We start from the raw sequence: 5,480 nt of genomic DNA on the forward strand, positions 1-5,480 counted from the left end.
GATACTCAAGATAATTATAAGATTAAAGCTTTTTCTTTTGATGCATTATTAGCTTGTGTTCGTGATTTTGATGACTATAAAAATGGTATAGATTGGAAAGATATGACCGATCATTTACCGAAAAACTTCATAGATCACGAGCATGAAATGTTTGATGAAATTTTACGTATTGGGCGACAACCTATTATTGAAATTCTAATTTTAAGCCTAAGATGTCTTGAGAATGATTATGCTGCTATGAAGTACATTAAGAGTCGAGAGTTTGCTAAAAAACTGATGCTAGACTTCAAGTTATGAGCAATAGCTGCATGCATAGGAGTAGGATAAATGCAAGAATTGTATATACATCAACTGCCAATAAGGCGAATTGAAAATATACGTATGAGGGTAGTAGTTGATTAATTCGAATTCTCCTAAAAGTCACTTAAAGAGTAATCCCAAAAGTCAGCATAACAGCCAGTATTAAAAACTATTCATGTTCATACTTAAACTTAAGCAGTTAGTGCATTTATAAAGTCAATCTGCAAAATTAAATTAAAAGGATTAAAAATGATTGATGTTATTTTTGATAAAGATGAAATATATGAAAGCGTTAATCATTTTTTAGATAGGTCTCAGGTTTGTCGTAATTTTACAGGTGAACATACTAGAACAATATATCAATCAAAAGTTGATGACAATATTAATCTTCGAGAGGGATTAAATAGAGCAATAATGAATTTAGATCAAGTTAATCCTCCTTTGACCCATATTATGGGATATAAGGGGTTTGAACTGATTCTAGAACAAAATTTTAATGAAAGTTACCAAGAAAACTTGATTCTGTTTAAGAACAGTGAAGCCAATAATAAATATGAAAATTTTCAGCTTGAAATTGAATGTAATTTTGTAGATGAAAAATTATTAGGTGAAAGCTTATATACTTTCTTCTTTGCATTTTTATTGGATACTCAAGATAATTATAAGATTAAAGCATTTTCATTTCATGCATCATTAGATTGTGTTAGAGAATATGAGGATTTTCAGTGGATGTTGTGGCAGGAGGAGCCTGATTATTTGCCTAAAGATTTTATGAACTATGAAAAAGAGACATTTAATCAGATTTTATATATGTCCAAAGATTATTGGAATTCTATGTTGAATGCAGTATTAATCGCATTAGGGGTGGCACCATCAGAGATTAATTCTGAAATAGGTATATATAAAAAATCAGAAAGTTTTTATGCTTAGTTTTTGTTAAATCTATTGTGTTAAATTGGAAATATAATTTGCAATTTCAGTAACATCATCCGTCTGTAACTTTTCACGCATTTTTAAAAACTGCTTTTCGTCTATGTCATAGATTTTAAGAGAAAGCAGTTTTTCAATATCTTCGTGTGGAAAACGGTATTTAATAATTTTTGCAGGTACGCCACCCACAACCGCATAAGGTGGCACATCTTTGGTGACGACTGCGCCTGTTGCGACTACGGCACCTTCACCCAACTTTACGCCTTGCATAATCATGGCACGAGAGCCAATCCAGCAGCCATCGCCAATAACGGTATTGCCAGCAGGCACAAAGCTACGTGTATCAAACGGGAAGGCTGAAATCCAGTCAGTACGGTGCAATTGGTTGCCACCCATCATAATCACGCATTCAGCGCCGAAACAGACGAAATTACCGATATAGAGCTGATCAATTGGTTTCTCAGGCGTGGCAGGCTTATCATGTAAATAACGCACCACACAACGCTCAAAACCTTGATCCCAATAGGCTGAGTAGTAAGAATAATTCCCTTTGATATGAATATTCGGATTTTTCACTGTTTTAGAGATGAACTCGAACTCACACCAGTGATTTACAGGAGAATTAATTAACTTTTCAGCCATAAGGAAGATATAAAAAAATAAGGAATAATAAATTATACCTAATCGATGTCTATACTTGCCGAATAATATCTAAAAGATACTCAAGCGACTGAGAATAAAGCAAATGATTAGGTTGTGGCCGATGCTGTAGGAATACGGGCAATCACTTTAATTTCAAAATCAAAGCCTGCTAACCATGTAACACCTACCGCTGTCCAGTTAGGATAAGGCTTTTCTGTAAATATCTCACTTTTCACTTTCATGATGCTTTCGAACTGCCGTTCTGGATCGGTGTGAAAGGTGGTGACATCGACAATATCATCGAAGCTGCAACCCGCAGCTGTTAATGTTGCAGCCAAGTTTTCAAAAGCTCGCTCTACCTGTTTCTCGAAATCAGGTTCAGGCGAGCCATCTTCACGGCTACCGACCTGACCCGATACAAACAGTAAATCTTCCGATTTGATTGCAGCAGAGTAACCATGTTGTTCATATAGGGCATGGCGGTCTTGGGGGAATATTGCAGTTCTGGTCATGTCTAATCTCTTTCAATATCTGATTTAAAAGTTGAATTAAAAACAGCTTAACTTTCACATACGTCTCGTATGTAAATATAATTGACATACGGTACGTATGTCAATTAAAATTTTTGCGATGATTAGGTGATGAAATCAATGTCTGTTCGTGAACAAAAGATGGCGGAAACCCGCAAGAAACTGATAGAAGTGGCACGTCGTGCGTTTGCTGAATATGGCTATGCAGATACTTCAATGGATAAGCTCACGGCAGAAGCAGGGCTGACCCGTGGAGCGCTGTATCACCATTTTGGGGATAAAAAGGGCTTATTTGCTGCAGTAGTCGACCAGATCGATTCGGAAATGGCTTCATCTGCCCAGCAGCAGCTTGATCAGCCAGATGATCTTTGGGAAGGATTGATGCTTGAAGGGCAAACCTATATTGAAAATGCCTTAAATCCGGAATTTCAGCGCATTGTGCTGCGTGATGGACCTGCCGTGCTGGGTGATCCTGCACATTGGCCAAGCCAAAATAAATGTTTGCAGTCTACCCGTGACTGTGTGGAACAATTATTAGCATTAGACCGAATCAAAGCTGTAGATCCTGAAGCAGCTGCGGTATTTTTAAATGGTGCTGCAATGAATGCAGCACTCTGGGTGGCTTCTAGCGAACATCCAGAGCAGGTACTTCCTGAAGCCTTACATGCATTTAATTTATTCGCATCGGGGTTTTTAAAATATGCAGAGGGCTAATCTGTGGCTATTAGAAGGCTGAATATAAAAAACCCCTCATTCGAGGGGTTCCTAAAAGTCAAAAATATCTAAAAATTAGATGTATTCAACTTTGGCGATTTCATATTCAACTTCACCGTTTGGTGTATTGATTTTCACTTCATCGCCTTCATTTTTGCCCAAAAGACCGCGTGCAATTGGAGAGTTTACAGAGATCTTGTTGATCTTAAAGTCTGCTTCATCATCACCCACGATTTTATAGGTCTTTTGTTCTTCATTATCCAGGTTTTCAATAGTTACTGTCACACCAAAAACCACACGGCCATTTTGCTCTAATTCTTTGACATCAATTACCTGGCAAGCGCCCAGTTTACCTTCGATATCCTGAATACGACCTTCACAGAAACCCTGCTGCTCACGCGCTGCGTGATACTCTGCATTTTCTTTCAAGTCCCCATGTTCACGCGCTTCTGCAATTGCGGCAGTAATACGTGGACGGTCAATACTTTTTAGTTGATGTAATTCTTTCTCTAAGGCAATTTTGCCTTCAGGAGTCATAGGATAACGTTGCATTGTTGTCCCTCTAAGTTGATTTTAAAAAAATACAGGGTTAGAAATAAAAAAAGCCCGCCACCGATAGGTGACGGGACTTATCGGTAACTTAATTAACCTTTAGTAAGGTCTTGCAAACGATATACATCCATTGGCAATTTAATTGCTAAAGCTTGGCATACTGCATCCGCACCATTCAATGTAGTTGTGTTATATACTTTACCTTGAAGGGCTGAACGACGGATCGAGAATGAGTCTTCTTGTGCCTTTTTGCCTTCAGTCGTGTTAATCACAAGGTGGATTTCGCCGTTTTTAATACGGTCCACGATGTTTGGACGACCTTCAGTCACTTTATTGACACGTTCACATTCAAGACCAGCTTCGCTAATCACCTTAAATGTACCATCAGTTGCAAGAATCTTGAAGCCTAGATCAATCAATTGTTTCGCGATACCCGCCGCACGTGGTTTATCTGAGTCACGTACAGAGATAAATGCATGTTTGATTTCACCCTCAGTTGGAAGACCCGGTAAACGCTCGTTTGCACCTAAAACAGCTTTATAGAATGCTTCACCGAATGTTTTACCAACGCCCATCACTTCGCCTGTAGATTTCATCTCAGGACCAAGGATCGGGTCAACACCAGGGAATTTGTTGAATGGGAACACTGCTTCTTTTACAGAGAAGTGTTCAGGGATAATCTCTGATGTGAAGCCTTGTGACTCAAGAGATTGACCCGCCATACAACGTGCAGCAACTTTTGCAAGCGATTCACCGATACACTTAGAAACGAACGGTACAGTACGTGATGCACGTGGGTTCACTTCCAGAATGTAAACGTCTTCGCCTTTAACCGCAAACTGAACGTTCATCAAACCGATTACGCCAAGTTCTTTTGCCATCGCAATTGTTTGACGACGCATTTCGTCCTGAATCTCTTTAGATAGAGAGTAAGGAGGAATTGAACATGCTGAGTCACCTGAGTGAATACCTGCTTGTTCAATATGCTGCATGATACCGCCAATCACCACGTCTTTACCGTCAGATACGCAGTCTACGTCAACTTCGATTGCATCATCCAGGAAGCGGTCAAGAAGAACAGGCGCTTCGTTTGATGCTTGAACCGCATCACGTAAGTAGCGTTTTAATTCTTCGTCGTTGTACACGATTTCCATTGCACGACCACCAAGCACGTAAGAAGGACGTACAACAAGCGGATAGCCAACTTTAGCCGCTTCCGCCATACCTTCTTCAGCAGATTTTACGATGCTGTTGTTTGGCTGACGAAGTTGTAGACGTTGAATCATTTGCTGGAAACGTTCACGGTCTTCTGCACGGTCAATTGCATCAGGTGATGTACCGATAATTGGTGCACCGGCTTCTTCTAAAGCGCGAGCCAATTTTAAAGGTGTTTGACCACCGTACTGAACGATAATGCCTTTAGGCTTCTCGATACGCACGATTTCGAGTACATCTTCAAGTGTAATTGGTTCGAAGTACAAACGGTCAGATGTATCGTAATCCGTAGAAACTGTTTCAGGGTTACAGTTCACCATGATGGTTTCATAGCCGTCTTCACGCATTGCAAGGGCAGCGTGTACACAGCAGTAATCGAACTCGATCCCTTGACCGATACGGTTAGGACCGCCACCAATCACCATGATCTTGTCACGGGTTGAAGGGTTTGCTTCACATTCTTCATCGTAAGTTGAGTACATGTAGGCTGTATCAGATTCGAATTCTGCAGCGCATGTATCGACACGTTTGTAAACTGGAGTTACGCCCAAGTTCCAACGGTGTTTACGGAATTGCTTTTGTGAAATGCCCATCAAG

General features: G+C 39.9%; 7 protein-coding genes. 3 read left to right on the forward strand and 4 right to left on the reverse strand.

The window, feature by feature from the left end:
- Both B2Y23_RS12690 and B2Y23_RS12695 read left to right on the forward strand, forming a co-directional pair.
- Positions 1–297: hypothetical protein (locus tag B2Y23_RS12690; protein WP_291371182.1), on the forward strand; the 297-nt coding region annotated here is incomplete at its 5' end.
- A gap of 252 nt (positions 298–549) precedes the next feature.
- A complete protein-coding gene (locus B2Y23_RS12695) occupies positions 550–1,230 on the forward strand; it encodes a hypothetical protein (protein ID WP_291352607.1) in 681 nt (226 codons plus the stop codon).
- A 12-nt stretch (positions 1,231–1,242) separates the two neighbouring features.
- Here the strand turns inward: B2Y23_RS12695 and B2Y23_RS12700 are convergent, their stop codons facing one another.
- Both B2Y23_RS12700 and B2Y23_RS12705 read right to left on the reverse strand, forming a co-directional pair.
- Positions 1,243–1,872 (reverse strand): CatB-related O-acetyltransferase, encoded by a 630-nt coding sequence (locus B2Y23_RS12700; protein WP_291371184.1) that lies wholly within the window; start codon positions 1,870–1,872, stop codon positions 1,243–1,245.
- A 107-nt stretch (positions 1,873–1,979) separates the two neighbouring features.
- Complete coding sequence (locus B2Y23_RS12705) at positions 1,980–2,384, reverse strand: RidA family protein (RefSeq protein WP_291371186.1); 405 nt, start codon at positions 2,382–2,384, stop codon at positions 1,980–1,982.
- 138 nt (positions 2,385–2,522) lie between these two features.
- Here B2Y23_RS12705 and B2Y23_RS12710 point away from each other — a divergent pair, with 138 nt between their 5' ends.
- Positions 2,523–3,116 carry a TetR/AcrR family transcriptional regulator gene (locus tag B2Y23_RS12710; protein WP_291371192.1) on the forward strand — a complete coding sequence of 198 codons (594 nt, stop codon included), beginning with the start codon at positions 2,523–2,525 and terminating at the stop codon, positions 3,114–3,116.
- A gap of 75 nt (positions 3,117–3,191) precedes the next feature.
- On the opposite strand, the gene greA is transcribed toward B2Y23_RS12710, so the two are convergent.
- Together greA and carB are read right to left on the reverse strand one after the other, a co-directional pair.
- Positions 3,192–3,668 carry a transcription elongation factor GreA gene (gene greA, locus B2Y23_RS12715; RefSeq protein WP_291371188.1) on the reverse strand — a complete coding sequence of 159 codons (477 nt, stop codon included), beginning with the start codon at positions 3,666–3,668 and terminating at the stop codon, positions 3,192–3,194.
- Between the two features lie 92 nt (positions 3,669–3,760).
- A partial coding sequence (gene carB / locus B2Y23_RS12720; protein ID WP_291371190.1) for a carbamoyl-phosphate synthase large subunit occupies positions 3,761–5,480 on the reverse strand: 1,720 nt, incomplete at its 5' end.

Origin of the sequence: Acinetobacter sp. UBA5934, assembly GCF_002430855.1 — a bacterium.
Lineage (GTDB): Bacteria > Pseudomonadota > Gammaproteobacteria > Pseudomonadales > Moraxellaceae > Acinetobacter.

Excerpts from the sequence above, each read along its gene's own strand:
- B2Y23_RS12695 (WP_291352607.1), top strand. The coding sequence starts at position 550 with ATGATTGATGTTATTTTTGATAAAGATGAAATATATGAAAGCGTTAAT.
- B2Y23_RS12700 (WP_291371184.1), bottom strand. The coding sequence starts at position 1,872 with ATGGCTGAAAAGTTAATTAATTCTCCTGTAAATCACTGGTGTGAGTTC.
- B2Y23_RS12705 (WP_291371186.1), bottom strand. The coding sequence starts at position 2,384 with ATGACCAGAACTGCAATATTCCCCCAAGACCGCCATGCCCTATATGAA.
- B2Y23_RS12710 (WP_291371192.1), top strand. The coding sequence starts at position 2,523 with ATGTCTGTTCGTGAACAAAAGATGGCGGAAACCCGCAAGAAACTGATA.
- greA (WP_291371188.1), bottom strand. The coding sequence starts at position 3,668 with ATGCAACGTTATCCTATGACTCCTGAAGGCAAAATTGCCTTAGAGAAA.